This window comes from Paenibacillus provencensis (assembly GCF_042678545.1).
Taxonomy (GTDB): Bacteria; Bacillota; Bacilli; order Paenibacillales; family Paenibacillaceae; genus Paenibacillus; species Paenibacillus provencensis.
Genome location: NZ_JBHTKX010000003.1, coordinates 176,120 through 194,653, shown reverse-complemented (window position 1 = coordinate 194,653; position 18,534 = coordinate 176,120). Strand labels below are relative to the sequence as shown.

18 protein-coding genes are annotated in these 18,534 nt (G+C 48.6%); 1 reads left to right on the top strand and 17 read right to left on the bottom strand.

The genetic code is table 11. The annotated features are described in order from the left end of the window. Position 1: 1 nt before the first annotated feature. From ACFQ3J_RS19590 to ACFQ3J_RS19540, 11 genes are all read right to left on the bottom strand, one after another. Complete coding sequence (locus ACFQ3J_RS19590) at positions 2–1,369, bottom strand: MATE family efflux transporter (RefSeq protein ID WP_251583763.1); 1,368 nt, start codon at positions 1,367–1,369, stop codon at positions 2–4. Beyond that, complete coding sequence (locus ACFQ3J_RS19585; RefSeq protein WP_379293678.1) at positions 1,284–2,447, bottom strand: hypothetical protein; 1,164 nt, start codon at positions 2,445–2,447, stop codon at positions 1,284–1,286. Before ACFQ3J_RS19585 ends, ACFQ3J_RS19590 begins: the two co-directional genes overlap by 86 nt. Further along, positions 2,440–3,597 carry an acyl-CoA dehydrogenase family protein gene (locus tag ACFQ3J_RS19580; protein WP_251583761.1) on the bottom strand — a complete coding sequence of 386 codons (1,158 nt, stop codon included), beginning with the start codon at positions 3,595–3,597 and terminating at the stop codon, positions 2,440–2,442. The genes ACFQ3J_RS19585 and ACFQ3J_RS19580 overlap by 8 nt, the downstream gene beginning before the upstream one ends. A 16-nt stretch (positions 3,598–3,613) precedes the next feature. Further along, entirely contained in the window at positions 3,614–4,324 is a 711-nt protein-coding gene (locus ACFQ3J_RS19575) for a hypothetical protein (protein WP_251583760.1), read from the bottom strand. Positions 4,325–4,338: 14 nt separating this feature from the next. Beyond that, the gene (locus ACFQ3J_RS19570) at positions 4,339–5,277 is read right to left on the bottom strand and encodes a 3-oxoacyl-[acyl-carrier-protein] synthase III C-terminal domain-containing protein (protein WP_251583759.1); all 939 of its coding nucleotides are present in this window, start codon (positions 5,275–5,277) and stop codon (positions 4,339–4,341) included. 28 nt (positions 5,278–5,305) lie between these two features. Beyond that, positions 5,306–6,136 (bottom strand): hypothetical protein, encoded by an 831-nt coding sequence (locus tag ACFQ3J_RS19565; RefSeq protein ID WP_251583758.1) that lies wholly within the window; start codon positions 6,134–6,136, stop codon positions 5,306–5,308. Between the two features lie 4 nt (positions 6,137–6,140). Then, positions 6,141–6,401, bottom strand: coding sequence for an acyl carrier protein (locus tag ACFQ3J_RS19560; protein ID WP_251583757.1), 261 nt, complete (start codon positions 6,399–6,401; stop codon positions 6,141–6,143). A 29-nt stretch (positions 6,402–6,430) separates the two neighbouring features. After that, a complete protein-coding gene (gene lysA, locus ACFQ3J_RS19555) occupies positions 6,431–7,717 on the bottom strand; it encodes a diaminopimelate decarboxylase (protein ID WP_251583756.1) in 1,287 nt (428 codons plus the stop codon). Continuing rightward, positions 7,714–9,111 (bottom strand): ATP-binding protein, encoded by a 1,398-nt coding sequence (locus tag ACFQ3J_RS19550; protein WP_170862504.1) that lies wholly within the window; start codon positions 9,109–9,111, stop codon positions 7,714–7,716. Before ACFQ3J_RS19550 ends, lysA begins: the two co-directional genes overlap by 4 nt. Then, positions 9,068–10,063 (bottom strand): 3-oxoacyl-[acyl-carrier-protein] synthase III C-terminal domain-containing protein, encoded by a 996-nt coding sequence (locus ACFQ3J_RS19545; protein ID WP_091159481.1) that lies wholly within the window; start codon positions 10,061–10,063, stop codon positions 9,068–9,070. Before ACFQ3J_RS19545 ends, ACFQ3J_RS19550 begins: the two co-directional genes overlap by 44 nt. 205 nt (positions 10,064–10,268) lie before the next feature. After that, positions 10,269–10,523, bottom strand: coding sequence for a hypothetical protein (locus tag ACFQ3J_RS19540; RefSeq protein ID WP_251583755.1), 255 nt, complete (start codon positions 10,521–10,523; stop codon positions 10,269–10,271). Between the two features lie 141 nt (positions 10,524–10,664). Between ACFQ3J_RS19540 and ACFQ3J_RS19535 the strand changes: the two genes are divergently transcribed. Beyond that, positions 10,665–11,915 (top strand): helix-turn-helix domain-containing protein, encoded by a 1,251-nt coding sequence (locus tag ACFQ3J_RS19535; protein WP_251583754.1) that lies wholly within the window; start codon positions 10,665–10,667, stop codon positions 11,913–11,915. A gap of 17 nt (positions 11,916–11,932) precedes the next feature. Here the strand turns inward: ACFQ3J_RS19535 and ACFQ3J_RS19530 are convergent, their stop codons facing one another. From ACFQ3J_RS19530 to kdpB, 6 genes are all read right to left on the bottom strand, one after another. Beyond that, positions 11,933–12,100 (bottom strand): hypothetical protein, encoded by a 168-nt coding sequence (locus tag ACFQ3J_RS19530; protein ID WP_251583753.1) that lies wholly within the window; start codon positions 12,098–12,100, stop codon positions 11,933–11,935. Positions 12,101–12,265: 165 nt separating this feature from the next. Beyond that, a complete protein-coding gene (gene fosB, locus ACFQ3J_RS19525; protein ID WP_091159476.1) occupies positions 12,266–12,682 on the bottom strand; it encodes a metallothiol transferase FosB in 417 nt (138 codons plus the stop codon). Positions 12,683–12,878: 196 nt separating this feature from the next. After that, on the bottom strand, positions 12,879–13,433 hold the full coding sequence (gene ssuE, locus ACFQ3J_RS19520) for an NADPH-dependent FMN reductase (protein ID WP_091159789.1): 555 nt from the start codon (positions 13,431–13,433) through the stop codon (positions 12,879–12,881). Positions 13,434–13,558: 125 nt separating this feature from the next. Then, positions 13,559–15,865, bottom strand: coding sequence for a histidine kinase (locus tag ACFQ3J_RS19515; protein WP_251583874.1), 2,307 nt, complete (start codon positions 15,863–15,865; stop codon positions 13,559–13,561). A gap of 21 nt (positions 15,866–15,886) precedes the next feature. Continuing rightward, positions 15,887–16,462, bottom strand: a complete 576-nt coding sequence (kdpC, locus tag ACFQ3J_RS19510; protein ID WP_251583752.1) for a potassium-transporting ATPase subunit KdpC — start codon at positions 16,460–16,462, stop codon at positions 15,887–15,889. Positions 16,463–16,477: 15 nt separating this feature from the next. Beyond that, a complete protein-coding gene (kdpB, locus tag ACFQ3J_RS19505) occupies positions 16,478–18,502 on the bottom strand; it encodes a potassium-transporting ATPase subunit KdpB (RefSeq protein ID WP_251583751.1) in 2,025 nt (674 codons plus the stop codon). Between the last annotated feature and the right edge of the window lie 32 nt (positions 18,503–18,534).

Below are 18,534 nucleotides of genomic sequence, written 5' to 3'. Positions count from 1 at the left end.
CTTAAGCTTGTGGTGAGAATACTTTCTCTTGAGCTCTGTGATCTGGATCCGATGCTGCTTGGACATAGCGTTTCTTATACATTCGAAACGTGGGAATTATGACACTGGCTCCCGCCAGATTAGCGAAGAATATACACCAATAGAAGGCTTCTGGCTGATCTAAGAGAGAAGTCATGCCAAAACCGGCCGTTACGATAAGGATAAAATAAACTGAGTTCAGCAGAAGCGCTCTATACCCCTGACCTGTCTGTTCCATCGTCAGAAGTGCCGTCATTAACGGACCCAACAGTATGTAAGATGGTGCCACTATGCTCAAATACTGTGCCGCTTCCTGCCGGGCTGCTTCCTCTACAATAAGAAAGGAAACGATTGAATCCTTGAACAGCCATACTCCGGCTGCGATCAGCACATAGGCAGCATATGAGTGCTGCATTCCTGTCTTGAAGCCTTCGTATGCTCTCTCGCCTTTCTTCTCAGCCATATTCTGATTAATGATAATTCCGATGGCTGAACCGATCACGATGCCTGGCAGGATGGCCATGGTCTGAATTCGATAGCCTACCCCGAAACCGGCAATGACACTCTCACCATAGGGGCTGATAATCCCGTTGTAGAAGAGCGTGCTTAAGAAGATAAGACAATAAGATACAAAGACAGGCACACCTACATGCCGTAAAAGAATTAACTGTGACATCCTCCATACACGTGGAGGAAGCTTGAGATGACCCGTGCGGATCAGATAAATAACCGCAGCAGCAAGGGATAACAGACCGCTGATCATATTGGCGTAGACAATTCCACTTAGGCTAAGGCCAATAACACGGACCAGAAGGTATACAAGCAGTACATTCACTGCCGCTGTCCCCACCGCTATGATGGAAGCCTGCTGCGCCATCCCAAGTCCACGCAGGGCAGCACTCGCGATGGCCCCAAGAACCGTTGGGATGGCAGCAATCATCATCCCCCTTACGTAACCTGAGAAGAGAGGATGGACTGAGTCTGCAATGCCATAATAGTAGCGGAATAGCGGTACGCACAGAATGACGATCAGACCGACAGCTATCGTCAGCAGAAGGCCGCCTGCAGCATAATGAGCCAGCAGGCTTGAAATTTCTGTCTGGTTCTTCCCGCGATTACGAGAAATCGTAACCTGAGTAGATAGTTGGAGAGCTTCGACGAGTGCAATCAAGAGGAACGAGATCGGAATATATAAAGACAGTACATACAGCACATCCTGCCCTGTATGTCCCATAAAGAACACATTTGCCATCTGAGTAATCATATTAACGAGAGAGGCTAGAAGCATAGGTACTGCTGTCTTGAGCAACAGTCCGCTGATCTTTCCTGTCGTATAATCCAGACTCTTCATGACATATCTCTCCTTCGCTAAACGTCAGCAAATTTAGTGCAGGCATCGAATGCACCGTCACAGAGCAGACGGACATCTGATGATGATCATCTCCTGCCGCGAGCAGTACTCTGGTTCCGGGTTCAGGCTGGTTCAAGCTGAGCCATTCGGCAAGCTGTATCCAGACATCCCCGCTATGTGCGTCTTCTGCCCTGCGGTGAACAGCCGGCGCTGAATCAGAATCAAACACATGATGGAGTGCAGACTGGATAAAGATCTGATCCGGACTGTACTTCCGAATGAGTGATGCTAAGATCGTCTCCGCGTTTGAGTGAGACCACTCATGCTTACCCTCGTAATGAAGCTCAAGCGCTCCTCCTGCCGGTCTAACCTCCATAGCCACGGCCATATCCGTTCGAGGATATGGTCCTTCTTCCTTCCTAGGAAGGAAGAGCCCTTGTTCTGAGAAATCAACGTCTTCTTCCTTCCGAGGAAGGAAGAGCCCTTGTTCTGAGAAATCAACGTCTTCTTCCTTCCGAGGAAGGAAGAGCCCTTGTTCTGAGAAGCCAACGTCTTCTTCCTTCCGAGGAAGGAAGAGCCCTTGTTCTGAGAAGCCAACGTCTTCTTCCTTCCAAGGGAGAATCCGCTGTTCGGAGAAGACAACGAGTGCCTGACGCTGCATGGTCCAATGCATGAGAGGGATGAATTCTACTGCGGCTAGCGGACCTAGGTGAGATAAACCGAGATACGTTCCGAAGTGAAGGGGAACCTCATGAAGCAACCGCGCCAGAGGAGGATTAAGAGCATACCTGTCAGGGTAAGACTGCGCGAGTACGATAGCATCCCAGCAGCTGTCCTGCTGAAAGGGCTCCAGTACTTTACAAGCCATATCCCCGCTGGTCACGCGCTTGCCGTTTCGAATATATGCACGAATTTCAGAATCCATGGGGGTGCCTAGATACGCTTTCTCCGCGTACAGGTAGGGGGAGAGGGCATGATAGTCTTCCGGTGATGCTTCCAATACATAATCTTGATCAGGCAGAGTAAGCCAGTGGATACTGTCGACGAACAACGGGGGGATCCTTAAGCTGTTATGCATAGTTCATTTTCCCCGTAATATAAGCCTGGAACACATTGACCTTCTGTATGTTGGTCGTTCCCTCCATGAACTCAAATGCTCTTGCATCCCTATACCATTTATTCAATAGCGGATGCTCATACAGCGATCCGGGACCCAAATAATCTGCCGCCAGCTGAGTCGCTTCCTCTGCAAGCTGGGTCGCTCGGATCTTACCCAGTGAAGCAAGATACCCCTTATGCCCGTCTGCATCGATTTCCATTGCTGCATAGCGGATAAGCGAACGTGTCGCTGCCAGCCGAAGCCACAGCCGCTCCAGCTCCTGATGCTCCTTCTCCTTATATTGCTTGCGCTCTGCGAGCAGATAATCGTAGGCTGCCTGGGCAACACCAAGACCAAGCGCGGCTACACCGGGGCGCATCTGATGGAAGGTTTGCAGTGCTCCCCAGAAGCCCCTTCTGGATTTACTCAAATGTCTGCCGAGTACCTGCTCTTCTTCAATCTTGCAGCCGCTGAAGGTAAGATGACTAAGCTGTACTTCCCGTACGCCCATCGTATCGAGCGGAACAGCACCAAACCCCTCCATCGAGGTATCCATCAACAGGACCTGGATGCCTAGCGGTGTATGGCTGGTCTGCGCAAATACAAGCCCCATATCTGCACGGCAGCCATTACCGATAAAATATTTCTCGCCACTCAGAATCATGCCTCCATCCGGATCAGGATAAACTCTCGTCTCAATTCCGGTCGCATCAGAACCTTTCTTGGGTTCAGACAGAGCAAAGAATGTCCAGGAGGGAGCCTTAAGAAATCGGGAGTAGAACCGTTCCTTCTGCTCAGAATCCGCAAGCTCATTGATGATAATGCCGGACATGGATGCGCCCGGACAGCCCAAGAATGTGCCTGCATCGCCATATGCCAGCTGCTCAATGGCTGTTACCCGTTCGATACAGCTAAGTCCATAATATTTCTCCGAACCGATCGTCACGATCGGTTCTCCTCCATATTCAGGAGGAATCATCATCCGATTGGCAAGCTGCAGAGAAGGACGGCTGGTGTATAGGGACAAGCGTTCAGGCTGCTCGTCTACCAACAGTCCCACCTCCCTCAAATCACTGCCGATCTCTTTCATTTCCTGCTCGAAGACCCGTAATTTATCGGTGGTAATCATGCTCATACTCCCTCCTTTAGGGCATGTAATAGATGTTCTTAACAGCCTGAGATATGTAGAAGCTATACATTATTGGTCCTTTCACGTAGCCATGTCCTCCACCCAGCTTTTGAAGGAGACCAAAAGCACGGTCCAGCTCTTGATGAAGCATAGCTCGCAGTGATGCCCGGTCCACGGGGCTGCAGCTATACTCAATCCTGTCATTACTCGTGCTCTTGATCATCTCCAAAATCGTCAATATATCTGTGAAATTACCTTTAACCAGCTGATTCTGCAGCGTCGGCCCGTTTCCGGATATACGCAAGGAGAGGTGTTGTCTTACAAGCTCAAGCCCTGCGGCACACAGATCTGCCCGATACAGCAGCATTCTCTCAAGCAGCTCGCTGTAGAGCGGATCCTCCTGTTTGCCTTCCTGGAGGCTCTTCGGCTGTGGAAGCCGCAGCAATTGAAGGCCCTCAAGATGCAGAATCGGATCTTGAATCAGATTGAGATTCTCCAGCTCTGCAATAGAAAACAGCTCATTACCGTCGTACAGGAAGCAGTCCAGCTCTTGAAGCAGCCGCTGAGTTATCATAATATAGCCGTTACTATTGATCGGAACGATCATTTTGTCCTTAATCTGAAATAAAGACTTCTCCAGAAGACGCTCCGCTCCCAGATCAGCAGAGGCACTCGCAATTCCGTTGTCAGCAGTTGCGACACTTTGATTCTCCTCGTCTCTGTTCATTCTACTGGCTCCCTTCAATGTCTCATTAACACAAATCCAAAAAAGCTGCCAAGACCAATGCTGGTCATCAGATAATGGCTCCCTTTCCGCATCCAGCCCTTCGCCATGGCTTCCGATAAGTTGATGAACGCGTCATTTGAGAAGGTATGACCAATGCTCGGAATCATATCTAGGTATATCTGCTCCTGGGCGAACCCGGTCCGATGCAGGAATTCCTTCCACGTCGTCCAGTTCACATTATGCGGCAAGATATAATCCAGATCCGACAGCTCCATGCCTGAGGAGCTTAGCACCTTCTCGATGCCACTGATAATATGACTTACATAGGTTTGGTTAAACATGCCCATCTCTTTCTCAGTAGCATAATATCCCGTATGGAACCTCGTATCGTTAAATAGATAGACCGACTGAATAACATGACTCTCTCCGCCATTTTCCAGAAGCAGTGCTACGGCCGAATCCCCCAGCATTGTAGACTTGCGGATATAGCGCCAGGAATTGGGTAAAAAGTTGAACTGGTCCGCACAGAGCAGCAGAATTTGACGAAGCTCTGGATCACGCTCTATCATCTGCTTCGCCAGATTCAGCGCTGCAATAGACGAAGCACAGTTCAGCTGAGAAATGCCATAGCACGGAATGAGCTCCATGGAGAAAGGACTGAGCACCTTGTGCAGCAAGCCATAATCCCCTGGAACCTGCACATGGGCAGAGTGGGCATACAGCACAACGTCGACTTCATCCAGAGACTGCTTCTCCTTCAAGCTCTGAATGCACTGGATCAGAGCTTCATCCAGCATCTGGTCGTTGTCCCATACCGGTGTCCCTTTGAGCTTATGGTATTTGCTTAGAAGCTGCAGTTCTCCCTTACTGTAGCCAAGTCCTTCGAGGAGGGCAGCGGGAGACTCGATCCGTTCCGGAATGCTTACACTGATATCCTTAATGCCAAGACCCATCGATCCCCTCTCCCTTCAAGCGTCCTTCTTACATTTCCAGCAGCAATTGATACAGGTACTCCTCCGCTTCCTCGTAATGGAGCACGCATACATGGGTATAGGAATGACCCTCACTTAGAAGAGAAGACAAGGCCATGAAGGGAGCTGCACTCCATCGACATGTGTCATAGCTCCTGATTTCATGAGATGGATCAAGCAGGCCGCAAAGTGAAGGGTGGGCCAGGATGAGCAGCCTTTGCGGCTTCACCCTCTTCTCGTCTAACAATTCATCCATCTGATCATTCAGCTCTTGCGCGTTCAGCGATGGCATATAATTCATACGGATGTTTACAATATTTCCCGAGCTTCCATGCACCCTGTCCATGAGCAGAAGAGCTCCGGTGTCCACACATACGGCTTCCTGCAGCTCTTTTGTCTTATACGGCAGTGAGGTCTGATCCATTACAAGCAGCATTGCCCGGCTGAAGCCCGGGTCCTTCAAATACTGATTGATGATATGAAGGCCCATAAAGGGAGCAGCAAAGCCCATATCATTAATGGCAAAACTCAAAAAGCCTGCCCCATAACGGTCCATTACATAATTGACGATTGAAATATCCGGCCTAATATTCGGAAAGCTGTACGCCAGAATGAATAGATCTGTCCTCGATATTTCATACTTCCATCGCTCATCATCCAGTATTTCTGCAGCCATATTGTGGTAGGAGTTGTTATTCCCCTTCTCAAGCCATTCATAGTCTGGAATCATGTCGAAGCCGGATAATAAATCATGATGATACCGCTCTAACTGCGGATGCTCAAAAGGAGGGCTCTTCTGCGTGAATTCCTTTACGAATAACTGCTGGATTCCGAGTGCCATCCGCTTACACCGCTACAAGCTGTCTTTCGATATATTCAGCCAAAGACCCGACAGTACTGAACACATCAGGCTCCAGTTCATCAGGATCAATCTCCAAGCCTTCAATCCGATCCTCCAATGTCATCAGCAGCTCAAGCACCGAGGTAGAATCCAGATGCAGCTCTTCGAACAGGGACGTCTCCAGCCCAATTGGACGCTCCTCTTTTGTGTTCAGCACTTCTTCTAGTGCACCCTTGATTTCTTCCAATAGCATATTTGTTGTCATATCTATTTCCTCCTTTAGAATTTCATTTTTTATAGAGCCGGAATCATCGGCTTGACTTCAATTAGATGCTGCTTGCCAAGAAGATCCTGCGGTGTATCCCTGTCTCGGATCAAATGAGCTTCTCCCATAGCAACGAGCACTTCAGCGGGATATCCATGACTTAAAAAGTGCGTTGGTGAAGCTGTCGGCCCATAGGCTCCAGAGTTAAATATGCCAATCAAGTCTCCCGGAAACACTTTGGGGAGAGCTACTTTCTTGCCCACAACATCGTTTGGAGTACACAAAGGCCCTGTGATGTTATACTCTCCTTCCGCTTGCTCACCGTAGCGGCTTAACAGAGCGATTGGAAAGTTCCGTTTGACATAGGAACCGACGCCTACGGCTGCCATATGACAATTGGTTCCCCCGTCTGTCACAACAAAGGTCTCATCATACGATTCTTTTACGTACAGCGCCTTGCTCACTAATAATCCTGAACGGCCCACCAGATATCTCCCCAGCTCCATGATTAGCCGTGTCTCAGGATGCTCTTCTTTAAATGCCGCAAACAAGGGATTCAGCTGCTCTGCAAGACCATGCACGTCAAGGGAGGACTCTCCTTCGAAATAAGGTACACCCAGCCCTCCTCCAACATCGACCATATCAAGCCGTATGCCAAGAGTGTCTTCGATCCTTATTGCGAGATCCAGAATGTGTCCGGTGTTCTGAACAATCGGATCAATGTCCAGCATGCGTGTGCCCATATAGACATGGATGCCCCTGATTGTAATGTGAGCATACTGATTCATCCATGCTGTGCTGCTCAGTACAGCCGCCTCATCTATCCCGAATTGGCGCGGCTTGCCGCCCATGGTAAGACGAGAGCCCTTCACCGAAAAAGCAGGATTAATCCGCAGTGCAACCTTCGCCTTAATATGGAGCTCTCCAGCCAGCCGATCAATCGTCTCCAGCTCCTGAAAGGACTCGCAAACGATGGCGTAAATGTTGTAATGAAGACAAGCCTTGATTTCTTCTTCGCTTTTTCCCGGGCCTAGAAAAATAATGTTGTCTGGATCTGTCCCGGCTCTTATACTTGTTATCAGTTCAGAGAGGGAGCAGACTTCGGCGTGAGCCCCTAGGTTTCTAAGATAGTTATAGATTGAGATGTTCGGGTTGGCCTTCAGGGAATAAAAAATATCCACCTCCTGATGGAGCACCCGGCGGAGTTCCGAGTAAACCTCCTCAAGGATGTCTCCGTCATAGATATACAGCGGAGTTCCATACTCGCGTGTCAGACTTGATACTGCATAGTTCTGAATGGCATATTCCTGGCTCATTTCACTCCTGCCTCCCATTCCCTCAGCTTATTATCAATAGATACATCCAGCTCGAGCAGTGCTTCTCGTGAATCTGCCACAAGCAGACCATACAGCCGCCCTGTAAATAGAACGCCCGGCTCCTTATAAGCCGCGTTTACTGTAGCAAAGTTATTAATAATAAGACCCTGTCCGTTCTGCGGACTATAGATGAGTTCTGAGAGCAGTTCTTTGAGCTCCGAGTATGGGAAATAGCGTTTCAGTGTAAGGGTATATTTCTTCGCAAGTCCACACTGCTCTTGTCCAATGAGCCGGTCCTGTAGATTGGTCTGGTACGTAGACATGTTAAATCTGGCATTGATCTCAAGATTGGGATACAGCTGTCCTTCTTGATCAAGAATGGCATCGATGCCGACCATCCCATAATATCCGTCTGTAAACATGGCCTTGCCGATCGACTCTGCTGCGTCCTTGAGCATTTCGATCTGAGCGTCAGTAAGTCTCGAAGGCATCATATGTCCCTGATGCACACCTTGCTCGACCAAGGATTCTTTGACACAGAGAAACTCAACCTGTCCATTTCGATCAATAAGAAACTGATAATTCAAGTCACAGATTTTATTAATCCACTGCTCAAGCACATAGTTGATACTGCGGGTCTCTCTTTTTCGAGACTGCTGCTCCAGCATTTTAAGCACTTTATCAAACCGCTGTCTGTCATTGATTACCGTGATCCCCTTGCCCGACACGCCCAGCGCGTCCTTCAGGACCAGAGTGCCGCCTGCTTCAAGCAAATATGACATCTCTTCAAATCCTTGCTTCAGCTCCTCAATCGTACTGCATTCCCTGCCATTGATCTGACGTATTCCAAGCTCTCTATTCAGCCTGCGGGAATAAACTTTATCATTCACTTTTTGGAAAATCCCCGCACTTGGAACAGCAAGAGGAATACCCACAAGCTTCGATAGCTCCTCCTCCTTGGTCGAGACGCCAAAAGGAACGAGATATACGCTATTTTGCCGGGCGATTTCTCGAAGTCGGTTTAACGTGGACTCGCAGTCCAATACATTTTCTGTTATATTAAGTTTAGGTGCGTTATTACTCATTGTTAGAAGCAGTGAATTTCCGAATCCAAGCGACTTGGCATCTGTCATCATCTCTGGGTCAGGACTTTCTTTTAACAATACATAGTCACCCTTCCCTGCAAGAAAGACACCCAATTCCTCCATTCGATTCACAAGCTCTACAGAGGAACCGACAGTGAGAGATGGCAGCTTTAGTGTATGCTCCTGCTTCCATTGCTCTTCCACTTCAAAATTGTTGATATAAATGAAAGTGGACTCAGAGCTGCCGGTCAACGCTTGCTTCAGCTTAACCGAGAAGTCGTTCGTTAACGCTTGAGACATTGTACTCATCTGCATTTCCACCTTTACTTTCATATTTCATAACTGCTGCACTGAATGTTGCACCAAGCCCAACGGAAACCAGTAAATAATATTCTTTCGGCTTCAGCCTGTTTTCGGATATTGCCTTTTGCAGATTAATGAAGGGATCTGAGCAGAAGCAGTGCCCTAATTCAGCAATATTGTGTATGTAAATCTGTTCAAGAGGATATTCGAGTGACGCAGCAACCTTTTTCCAGGAAGAAATGTTGACATTGTGCGGAATAATCCAGGAAATGTCCTGAAGAGTCATTCCAGCCTCCTTCAAGGTATCTTGTATGACTGTGCATAACGTTGGGACATAAATTTCTTGGAACTCCTTCAGTGTCTCTTCTTCACCCGTAAGCACGTTGCAGAACTTTCCGATGGTATGATGCTTGCTATGCACCATTTGGCTTCCTTCACCATGTGTACCGAGCAATACGGCAGTTGATGCTTCACCCATAACCGTTGTATTGGGTATGAGCTGCACGATTGGGCTGAACGTCTTCTCCCCCGTGAGCAGCAGTACATACTCATCATCTGACATTGCCCGCAACAGACGTTTTGCGATATCTAAAGCTACAATTCCCGTTGCACAGTTTTGCTGGGTTAACGAGAACACGATGCTATGCTCAAAATGATATTTATTTTTTAATTTATGGATAATTTTAACATTATACGGCGATACATCCTGAATTGTATGACAGTAGATGATGTACTTGATTTTCGAGCTATCGATATTAGGGTCATTACTTACTTGCTCGAGCAGATTGCCAAGCAGATTGAACAGATTTCCTTGCTCTTCCTGTCGAATCTTTTTTAATCCGTGTATCTTTTCAAGCACTTTGATCTGTGCTGATTTTAATCCTAGATGTGTATTAAGCTGCTGGACTTCTAATGTTTTGCCCGGAATGTAGGTCCAAATGTTCTTTAAGTGAAGCATAACAGGTCATCACCTCGGCAGCATAAGGCTGGATGTATTGCGGAGGATCAGGAGAGCTTCTGGTTCACACCCGCTCTCCTCCTCTGCAATAAAGAACTGGCGGATAGAAGAACTAAAGTTTCTCGTCAATTATGTAATCCCTTCTAGCATCCTTTGTTCATCTATCCATTTCAAAATATAAGAATGATTAGTCCGTGTAAGGAGCTTACGCGCGAGCAGCTACTGCACGAGCTGCTACTGCACGAGCTGCTACTGCGCGAGCTTCAACTGCGCGAGCTGCTACTGCACGAGCTTCAACTGCGCGAGCTTCAACTGCGCGAGCTGCTACTGCGCGAGCTGCTACTGCACGAGCTTCAACTGCGCGAGCTGCTACTGCGCGAGCTTCAACTGCGCGAGCTTCGACCTCCTGCTCCTTAGCTTTTAATTGCTCCAGTGTAATCGGTGTCGCTTTGATTTCCATTTTCAATCCCTCCTTTCGTGTGATAAGCCCATTCTACAACCTTAATTTTCCTTTTTAAACGGTAAATGGGGGTAAACGTCGTTAATCCGATGTAAATGAATTGACAGTTACTTTTTGTTGAAAGGAGCTTATTCGACTGCCATGCTGGGACAAAAAATTAGAGAAACCAGAGAACAGAAGGGATTGTCACAAAAACAACTTGCAGGTGAGGAAATGACAAGGGCTTACATCAGTCTGATTGAAAAAGGAAGGGCTGTTCCTTCTTCACGTATGCTGCGAGTTATTGCCAAGCGGCTGGGCAAGCCTATTGAATATTTCTTAGGTACCGAGACAGAGAAAGAGATTCACGAGGATGTATCCGAAGCCTTACTTGACAAGGCATACATGAGATTCAAGGCAGAAGACGACGATTCCTGTATCCGAATCGCTACACATCTTCTGACACTTGCCATACCTGAGCCCGTACAGGCAGAAGCCTACTTGCTCATAATTAGAAGCTGCAACCGGATGAAGCAGTATTCCAGGGCAGCCGAATATGGGGAGTCCTCCGAATTTTTGTTTATCCGTTCAGGAGATCGCAAGCTCATTACACAGTTCTATTTAGAAATGGGCAAAGCGGCTATTTATATGGAATCCTACATCCATGCGAGGAAGCAGTATCAGCAAGCCTACACTTATAGCAGCAAGCTTAAGCATTTACAGGATGAGTATATTACCGCCCTCACCTTTCTCGCGACCTCCCATATGTTCCTCGGTGAAATTCAGGAAGCCATCGATACCTACCTAAAAGCGGAGGATGAAGCAAGAATGGCGGGCAACCCTGAGTCTTATGGCGAAATTGCCATGGGACTGGGCAAAGCCTATTACAAGGCAGATCCTCACTCGCAGGAAAGTCTCTACTGGACTCAGAAGTCTGTAGACTGCTTAAAACAAGGGAACAGCGAATCTTATATCTTTGCTCTCCATAATCTTGCCGTCATCATGCTGCATACAGACAAAAAGAAAGAAGCTCTCCCCCTTCTGCATGAGTGTGCATCCATCTACGACGAACGCAACATGCCGGACAAAAAAGCTTCTATATTTGAAGAAATGAGTAAGCTCTATTTAGAGGAAGGCAATCTCGACGAAGCAGAGAAGGCCTGCAAAACAGCCATCCGATTGCTGGATCTAACGGACGACGGCGTACAGCGAGCTCGCCTATACAGGCTGATGGGCGCTGTCTACCATGAGCAGGCTAACCCAGAACAGGCCTATTTTTTCCTGAGAATGAGCTATGATCTGCTCAAAAGACTGAATGCAGGCAGTGAGGCCGAATCCAGCTACAAGCTCCTGACACTCAGCGAGCGTAAAGACGGTATGGATTATAATGATTACCGGATGTATCTTAAGTGAAGAATCACTTCAATTCGTTATTTAGGCATTGGAGAGTTCAGATCCTGCGGCTCTACAGTCCCGGGAGGATTCGTCTGATCCTTTGAACTACCCTCTATATCAGCGAACACAGCGCCCGTATTTGCAGTTAATCCAATAATAAGGGTTAATACCACAGAATAAAGAGGTGATCTCATCTTTTTCATTTTTCATCGCTCCCTGTTCTTTTTTCTTAAGTTTATTACGCAGTGTGGATGTGATGAAGTTGTAATTGATGATTTACCCCCTCTTACCTGATGCAAAATGAAAATAAAGAGACTAAAAAGAGACTTCTGTTCATTCAGAAGTCTCTTTCAACGTGAAGGCCTGCTTCAAAAAAACTTGATATGCGGCTTATCTTCCCTATAGTAATTCATTCGGTCCTGCAGCGTCCCCGTATGGAACTCAAACATATGCCCGTCAGGGTCAAGAAAATAAATGGACTGTTGATCCCTTGCATCCCGTTCTCTGCCTGGCAATACTTTGGCATTCACCTCTGCAAGCCGTTGCCGCAGCTCATTCAAATCCTGTTCATTTACGGTAAAAGCGATATGAGTGTAGGTCGGTGTCGTATAATTGCGTGGGACATTCTCCTGGTTCAATGCAATCCATATTCCATTCAGGTCAAAATAGGCAAGCGTGCGTCCTTCAAGAAGAATTTTGGCCCCAAATACAGTTTCATAGAACCTGATCGACTGACTCAGATTGGATACTGAAAAACAAAGATGATTAATACCTTGGATATTCAAGCTATGGCTCACCTCCGTTAAAAAGGATATGCTTCTATAATACCATATTTAACCATGCCTTATCTCTTAACCCTAAGGACAAAAACGTTCAATATCACGCTTCTGGTACTGCTCCCTTTCGCACATGCGCATAGAAATTCTTTACAAAAAAAATCCAGCGAATGTCATTCAGCCGGACTTCTCTGTTAATATCAGCTTATTTAAGGCTCTTCTGGTTCTCTCGAATATGGATTTCCTCGGTAAATTCCTGGATTCCGGCTTGCAGACGCTCAGCCAGCTCTGGAGCAATATCCAGGCCCCCTTGATCATTACGTGCAACCTGTGCATCCACCGTATAAACGCCAGCCAAAATATGACGTGCCCCGAGTACGGACAGTACGGGTTTGAGTGCGTAATCCATGGTCAGAAGGTGGGCCAGGCTCCCTCCAATAAAGAGCGGAAGGATCGTTTTGCCGGCAAGACCTCGTTCCGGAATAAGATCCAGGAAAGTCTTGAGTACGCCTGTGTATGACGCCTTATATACCGGGCTCGCAATAATAACCGCATCAGCTTCGGCCACAATACCGTTAGCCTTCACGATCGGCTCGCTTTCAAATTTCGTATGAATCAGGTCTCCTGGCGGGAGCTCAGCAACATTAATACGCTCTACTTCAAATCCTGCTCCCCTAAGACTGCTTTCTGCAAATTCAATGACAGCGTTGATTCGGGAAGTCAGGGAAGGGCTTCCGTTAATGAAAGCGATTTTGGCCACGTTCTTCACCTCTGACAAGTATTTGTATTCCATATCTATTGTTAATTCCTACTTATTTTCTTGGTATATTGTAACATAATTCCCCTTTCCGCTGTCAACCTGCTTTACATGAAGCATCCTGTATCTTACATATCCTTTGCCACGATCAATATATCAATATGCCGGGCATCACGCACCAAACGATGAATGACCGCTCTTCTACCGCATGATGCAAATCGGTAGCGATACTTGGACTGGCCTGTAATGATCTGAGTCGCAGCATCCTGGTCTGCCAATTGAATCAGCAGCTCCGGCACCTGGTTTCGGTGATCTGTCTGAACGATGCGAAAGGTCCCTCCAAGCCGCTCTGTCATTAATTTCAACTGATCCAGCCTATGCTTATACTCCTTGCGCATCATGGCCTCCCGATCCGTAACCTGTACATGATTGACATACCAGGTCGCTTTGAGCCGGTGTGCAATTCGAAATCCTCGCCTGATGAGACGATCCGCATCTTCTTGTACATCCACACAGACATGAATAACCTCCTCCCGGCGCCATGGTCCACGTAGGGAGTTGTTTCGCTCCCAGGCTTCCAGCCGTTCATCCACATCGTCCGCCAGTTCACGAAGTGCAAGCTCTCTTAGCGCAATCAGATTGGCCTCTTTGAAAAAATGCTGCAAAGCCTGATCGACCTTCTCCTGAGCGTAGATCTTTCCATCACGCATCCGCTTCTTTAGCGTCCTTGGCGCGACATCCACAATCTGTACCTCATCGGCGAGGTGAAGGATGGAATCCGGGACGGTCTCTCGTACTCTAACTCCAGTGATGTGCTCTACCGTATCATTCAAGCTCTCGAGATGCTGAACATTCATAGTCGAGATTACAGAAATCCCAGCCTCAAGAATTTCAAGGATATCCTCGTACCTTTTTCTCAGCCGGCTGCCCGGGACATTGGTATGAGCAAGCTCATCCACCAGCACCACATCCGGTGCTTCCCGCAGAATGGCCTCTGTGTCCATCTCTGTCAGCTCCGTCCCCCGATAGGCTATTCTCTTCCGATTGATAAGCGGAAGCTGTCCTATCTGGTCCTCTGTCTCCTGGCGTCCATGTGTTTCGAGCAGGCCAATCCGGACATCGAGACCACTGTGCAGGAGCTCATTGCCTTCCCGCAGCATGGTGTATGTCTTGCCCACGCCAGGTGCAGCTCCAATATATACTTTGAAGTGTCCTCTGATGATGCTGCTGTCCCGTTCTTTCATCTCTACTACGGACGAGCTCCCGGCTGAATTTAGGGATTTCGTAGGCAGAATCCGTTCCCCGTCATGATCAGCCCGGTCGGCGACCAGAAACAAATCCACATGACGGATCCTGCGAAGCACGTCCTTAACGACTGAGCCCTGCAGCAGTTCCTGGATGAAGCTCTGCTTGGAATGACCCATGACGATGCGTGTCACTCCATTTCTCAAGGCGTAGTCAACCAGCTGATCCGAGAGTCTTCGTCTTGACCGAATCGGCAGTTCTTCAATTTTGGCCCCGACTTTATCAGCAAGCTGTATCATCGCTTTGCGAAATGCTGCCTCCTCCTTGGTCCGTTTCCGGTTAGAGTTAACAAACGTAATAATACGCAAATCACCATTCAGCCTTCTTGCAATTTGCTGCCCTCTGCGGATATAGATGGAGCCGTTAAAATGGTACTGTACCGAGACGAGAATCCGTTCCCCCGTACCGGAAGGTCCTGTATATCCCTGTTCTTCCCGCAGCTTGATTAGGGATTCGCCCACACCTTCGGCTACCAGCCGCAAGGCAAGCTCGCGCAGAACCGAGAGATTCCCCTCTTTTACGACGGATGAGTGCTGATCGACCTGGAGCTTGTGCTGCTCCACCCGGCTGAGCAGCTTCTCGGGCGTCACATCTACAAGCCTTACCTCATCCGCCATCTGCAGCACATGACCAGGCAGAACCTCCGCCGCTTTAATTCCTGTCAGCTGACTGGCTGTGTGCTGAACTCCCTCCAGTTCATAGACATTGACAGTCGTGACCACACTGATGCCGTGCGCAAGGAGCTGCTCAACTTCCTCCAGCCGTGTTCTTGCGGCAGCACCTGGACGGTTGCGATGGGCCAGTTCATCGACCAGTACCCATTCCGGACGGCGGCACAGAATCGCCTCGACATCCAGATCTTCCGTCTCTGTCCCCCCTATGCTCCAGATGATTCCAGGAACTCGATCCAGCCCGTTCATGAGCTGGGACGTCTCTGCCCGGTCGGAAGCTGTAATGGAGCCGATCACTACACGCACTCCCTGTTCACTTAGCGATCTGCCCTCCAGCAGCATATGATACGTCTTCCCTGTGCCGCTGGCCGCACCGATCAGTATGTGCAATCTGCCACAGCCCTGCTTCTGAATGGCTGCCAATATTTCTTCCGGTTTTTTTCTGCGATAGGTATCTATTCAGCTCCCCTCCCGCTTCCTTTACTGGTATGAAGGCTTCGACTGAAGCTCAAGATTAAGCTCAAGGACACTAACGACCGGCTCCCCCAGGAAACCGAATTGTCTGCCCGTCGTATGCTGTTCGACCATTTGAGCAAGCTCTTCTTCAGAGATGCCTGTTTCAGCACTGATTCGTGGAATCTGTACCCTTGCTGCCTCAGGGCTGATATGCGGATCAAGTCCTGAGCCTGAATTGGTGACAAGATCTGCAGGCAGCTGGCTTATAGGTACTTCCGGGTTCTCCGTCTGCCACTTTTGAATGAAGGCTTCCGTACGAGCAAGCATATCGGGATTCGAAGGGGCATAGTTGCCCGATCCCGAGCCTGCAGCATTATACTCGATGCTGGATATTCTTCCATGGAAAAACGCTGGTGCTGTAAAATTCTGCCCAATCAGCTCTGAACCAATTGGCTCTTGCTGCTCATCGTAGATCAGACTGCCATCTGCCTGATGGGGCATGATCAGCTGTGCAATACCGGTGACCAGCAGATTATAGCCCAGTCCCAGGAGCAGCATCAGTGCGAGGCTTACCCTAAGTGATATCGTCCATACTTGCATATCTGTATCTTCCTCCTATACCCAAATGTGTACAATCAAGTCAATGATTTTGATGCCAATAAACGGGGCAATGACGCCGCCGACGCCATAGATAAGCAGGTTCTGGCGAAGCAGGCCTGCCGTGCTCATCGGTTTATACCGGATACCCCGCATCGCCAGCGGAATCAGCAGCGGAATAATAATTGCATTAAATATAAGCGCAGACAGGATAGCAGATGCCGGAGATCCCAGCTTCATGACATTCAGTATTTCAAGCTGAGGAATAGCCAGCATGAACATCGCCGGGATAATGGCAAAATACTTGGCGATATCATTCGCGATACTGAACGTTGTCAGCGCTCCGCGTGTCATCAGCAGCTGCTTCCCGATCGCGACCACCTCAATAATCTTGGAGGGATCGGAATCGAGATCGACCATATTGGCTGCTTCCTTGGCAGCAACAGTACCGCTGTTCATCGCAATCCCTACATCCGCTTGGGCCAGAGCCGGTGCGTCATTCGTACCGTCCCCCGTCATCGCTACAAGTTTGCCTTCCGACTGCTCTCGTCGAATCACAGCAATCTTATCCTCTGGCGTACTTTCCGCGATGTAATCATCAACGCCCGCCTCTCTTGCAATGGTCGCTGCAGTCAGCGGATTGTCACCTGTACACATGATCGTCTTGATTCCCATCTCGCGCAGCTGATCAAAACGCTGCTTCATTCCGGGCTTGACGGTATCCTTCAAGTAGATCAGTCCGTAGATTTTGCTGTCTACCGCAACCGCGAGCGGCGTTCCCCCGGCAGTTGCAAAGGCATCACTGTTCGCATCAAGGTTATGCGGAATGCTCCCACCTTGCTGCTTCACCCATTTTTTGATGGAGTCCACTGCGCCCTTGCGTACCTGTCTTCCATCGGGAAGATCCATTCCGCTCATTCTTGTCTCCGCCTTAAAAGGCACAAACTCCCCTTCCGCCCCACTTTCATCCATATCGATCGACATCTTCCTCATTAGCTCCAGCACAGATCGTCCTTCCGGGGTCTCGTCTTTCACCGAGCTGACGGCCGACCAGTAAACGAGCGCTTGCTGCGTCTCATCCCCAACCGGCACAAATTCACTTGCCATTCGGTTACCGTAAGTTATTGTACCTGTCTTATCCAATATAATGGTGCTCACATCCCCCGAAGCTTCAACAGCCTTACCAGACATCGCCAGCACATTAAACTGAGTAACCCGGTCCATTCCTGCAATCCCGATAGCAGACAGCAAGCCGCCGATGGTTGTCGGGATTAGACACACCAGTAAGGCGATAAGAATTGGAATTTCAAGCTGAATTTCCAGATAGTCCGCATAGAACGGAAGCGCGACAACAACGAGCAGGAAGATGATCGTGAGACTCATGAGTACCGTGTTTAATGCAATCTCATTCGGTGTCTTCTGCCGTTTGGCTCCTTCCACCAGAGAAATCATTCGGTCGAGGAACGACTCTCCCGGATCACTCGTAATCCGGACCTTAATCCGGTCGCTGACAACCCTTGTTCCGCCCGTCACCGAGCTGAAATCTCCGCCAGCCTCCTTAATGACTGGTGCCGACTCTCCCGTAATCGCCGATTCATCGACAGAAGCAAGCCCTTCAATCACTTCACCATCACCCGGTATCAGCTCACCTTCTCTCACAAATACGACATCGCCTTTGCGGAGTTCTGAAGAGGATACGACCTTAATATGATCACCAGCTACCTTGTTAGCTGTAATGTCCTGCTTGGTCTGCTTCAGACTGTCGGCCTGCGCCTTCCCCCGCCCCTCTGCAAGCGCCTCTGCAAAATTGGCGAACCAGACGGTTATAAGCAGGATAACCGTGACCGTCAGATTAAATCCCCGTGAGCCCTCTGTACCGAGCAGATTCGGAAACAGGGTCAGCAGTAACGTGATAACCATGCCCACTTCGACGACGAACATAATTGGATTTTGCAGCATCACTTTTGGATTCAATTTATAGACGGCTTCAAGCATCGCTTGCTGCACGAGCTTCTTGTTCAGCATTGATTTTTTTTGTCCCATTGACGAATGTTCCTCCATTCAAATAAGAACTT

Bases quoted from the DNA above. Each gene is read 5' to 3' on its own strand.
- ACFQ3J_RS19590 (WP_251583763.1), bottom strand. From the start codon at position 1,369: ATGAAGAGTCTGGATTATACGACAGGAAAGATCAGCGGACTGTTGCTC.
- ACFQ3J_RS19585 (WP_379293678.1), bottom strand. From the start codon at position 2,447: ATGCATAACAGCTTAAGGATCCCCCCGTTGTTCGTCGACAGTATCCAC.
- ACFQ3J_RS19580 (WP_251583761.1), bottom strand. From the start codon at position 3,597: ATGATTACCACCGATAAATTACGGGTCTTCGAGCAGGAAATGAAAGAG.
- ACFQ3J_RS19575 (WP_251583760.1), bottom strand. From the start codon at position 4,324: ATGAACAGAGACGAGGAGAATCAAAGTGTCGCAACTGCTGACAACGGA.
- ACFQ3J_RS19570 (WP_251583759.1), bottom strand. From the start codon at position 5,277: ATGGGTCTTGGCATTAAGGATATCAGTGTAAGCATTCCGGAACGGATC.
- ACFQ3J_RS19565 (WP_251583758.1), bottom strand. From the start codon at position 6,136: ATGGCACTCGGAATCCAGCAGTTATTCGTAAAGGAATTCACGCAGAAG.
- ACFQ3J_RS19560 (WP_251583757.1), bottom strand. From the start codon at position 6,401: ATGACAACAAATATGCTATTGGAAGAAATCAAGGGTGCACTAGAAGAA.
- lysA (WP_251583756.1), bottom strand. From the start codon at position 7,717: ATGAGCCAGGAATATGCCATTCAGAACTATGCAGTATCAAGTCTGACA.
- ACFQ3J_RS19550 (WP_170862504.1), bottom strand. From the start codon at position 9,111: ATGAGTACAATGTCTCAAGCGTTAACGAACGACTTCTCGGTTAAGCTG.
- ACFQ3J_RS19545 (WP_091159481.1), bottom strand. From the start codon at position 10,063: ATGCTTCACTTAAAGAACATTTGGACCTACATTCCGGGCAAAACATTA.
- ACFQ3J_RS19540 (WP_251583755.1), bottom strand. From the start codon at position 10,523: ATGGAAATCAAAGCGACACCGATTACACTGGAGCAATTAAAAGCTAAG.
- ACFQ3J_RS19535 (WP_251583754.1), top strand. From the start codon at position 10,665: ATGCTGGGACAAAAAATTAGAGAAACCAGAGAACAGAAGGGATTGTCA.
- ACFQ3J_RS19530 (WP_251583753.1), bottom strand. From the start codon at position 12,100: ATGAAAAAGATGAGATCACCTCTTTATTCTGTGGTATTAACCCTTATT.
- kdpC (WP_251583752.1), bottom strand. From the start codon at position 16,462: ATGCAAGTATGGACGATATCACTTAGGGTAAGCCTCGCACTGATGCTG.
- kdpB (WP_251583751.1), bottom strand. From the start codon at position 18,502: ATGGGACAAAAAAAATCAATGCTGAACAAGAAGCTCGTGCAGCAAGCG.